At 62.0% G+C, this 1,681-nt stretch carries 2 protein-coding genes; both read right to left on the bottom strand.

Annotated elements, in window-relative coordinates; translation table 11 throughout:
• Nucleotides 1–841: ATP-dependent metallopeptidase FtsH/Yme1/Tma family protein (locus tag ACS5Q1_RS47780; RefSeq protein WP_473104766.1), on the bottom strand; the 841-nt coding region annotated here is incomplete at its 3' end.
• A gap of 78 nt (nt 842–919) precedes the next feature.
• Complete coding sequence (locus ACS5Q1_RS47775) at nt 920–1,327, bottom strand: DUF4112 domain-containing protein (RefSeq protein WP_473104765.1); 408 nt, start codon at nt 1,325–1,327, stop codon at nt 920–922.
• Nucleotides 1,328–1,681 lie beyond the last annotated feature (354 nt).

The following is a 1,681-nucleotide window of genomic DNA, read 5'->3' as shown; positions in this document are numbered from 1 at the left end:
TCTGCTCACGCTCGTCGTTGCCACCGCCTAAGCCGGCGCCGCGATGGCGGCCGACCGCGTCGATCTCGTCGATGAAGATGATGCAGGGGGCGTTCTTTTTCGCCTGCTCGAACATGTCGCGCACGCGGGAGGCACCCACGCCGACGAACATCTCGACGAAGTCGGAACCCGAGATGGTGAAGAACGGCACGTTGGCTTCACCCGCCACCGCGCGGGCGGTCAGGGTCTTACCGGTACCGGGAGGGCCGACCAGCAGCACGCCGCGCGGAATGCGGCCGCCGAGACGCTGGAACTTCTGCGGGTCGCGCAGGAACTCCACGACCTCCTGCAGATCTTCCTTGGCCTCGTCGATGCCGGCGACATCGTCAAAAGTGACGCGGCCATGCGCCTCCGTCAGCAGCTTCGCCTTGGACTTGCCGATGGACATCAGACCGCCGCCACCCTGCTTGTTCATGGCGTTGCGCGACAGCCAGACGACGATACCGATCATCAACGCAAACGGCAACAGCGACAGCAGCAGACTGCCGAGCAGGCTCGGCTGCGGCGGCGGCTCGGCTTTGATCACGACACCCTTCTGCTGCAGCTGGGCGATGAGCCCGGCACCTTGCGGAACGTAGGTCGTGACGATGCCGCCGGCTGAACGCTCGGCGATCACCTCCTGCCCCTGGATGGTGGCGGAGCGGATCTCTCCTTGCTCGACGGCCGTGACGAACGCGGAGTAGGGGAGTTGATCAGGTTGCGGTCCCGCCGTGCTCTGAAAATAGAACATCGACAGCAGGGACATGACCGCAGCGGCTATCGCAAAATTGCGAAAGCTGGGTGCGGTGTTGTGGTTGTTCATTGCGATGCTTTCTGAACGGCAGAGTTCTGGCTGAGATACGAGGGTAGCCGCCGGCCCCGATCCTCTTCCTGAGCACTGTCATCTCTGGAAGGTGTTCGGCCCCAGATGGACTCGGTCGAGGTGATCACGCAGAAGCGCCATGTTGCGCAGGTTTGAGCGGTAGAACACGTCACCGACCCAGCCCACAACCGGAACCGCGCTGATAGCGAAGTCAACACCGACATTGCCAACCATGCGCAGGAGCGTCCCGGTCGGCACGCCAACGCGTCGCGCCTCCCAGATCAGGTAGGCCGCCATGCCTTTGGAGGTCAGCGTTCCGATGCCAGGGATCAGGTTCAGCAGCGCGTCGGCGCCAAAGCGGATGTTGGTTCCTGGCACACGGATGGCGCTGTCGAGAACCCGTGCAAGCGTATCAAGCCGTACCCGCGTCTCGGTGGCGCGGAAGGAGGTGCCATTGAAAGGAGATGCGTATGAATAAGGCGTCACAGTGGTCTCCCAGATGCGGAGCGCACATCATGGCGCTCCTCAGGTGAGAGAGTCCGACATCGCAGCCTATAGAAGACTACCAGAGGGGCCCGGACCCCGAGAATTGGCATGTGGGGTTAGAATGACTCCGGTTCAAGAGCTGGGTCCAACCCATTTCCCCCGCTATTTGCCTCGGATCCACCAGCCCGGCAACATTACGAAAGCTTAATGCCAGCATTCAGTACTCATTCACCGCCTTGTTGCATGGATAGGTGGGTTGGTAACCGGAACCGGCTGATATAGGAGGCCTGTGTCCTTCCTGCCGGAGGTCTCCCGTGCCGTTCAAAGCCAATACCGCTCGCCGTCACCGCATTC

This window comes from Microvirga sp. GN3, from assembly GCF_055792825.1.
The sequence above is the reverse complement of the archived record's forward strand: the minus strand, read 5'-3'. Positions and strand labels throughout refer to the sequence as shown.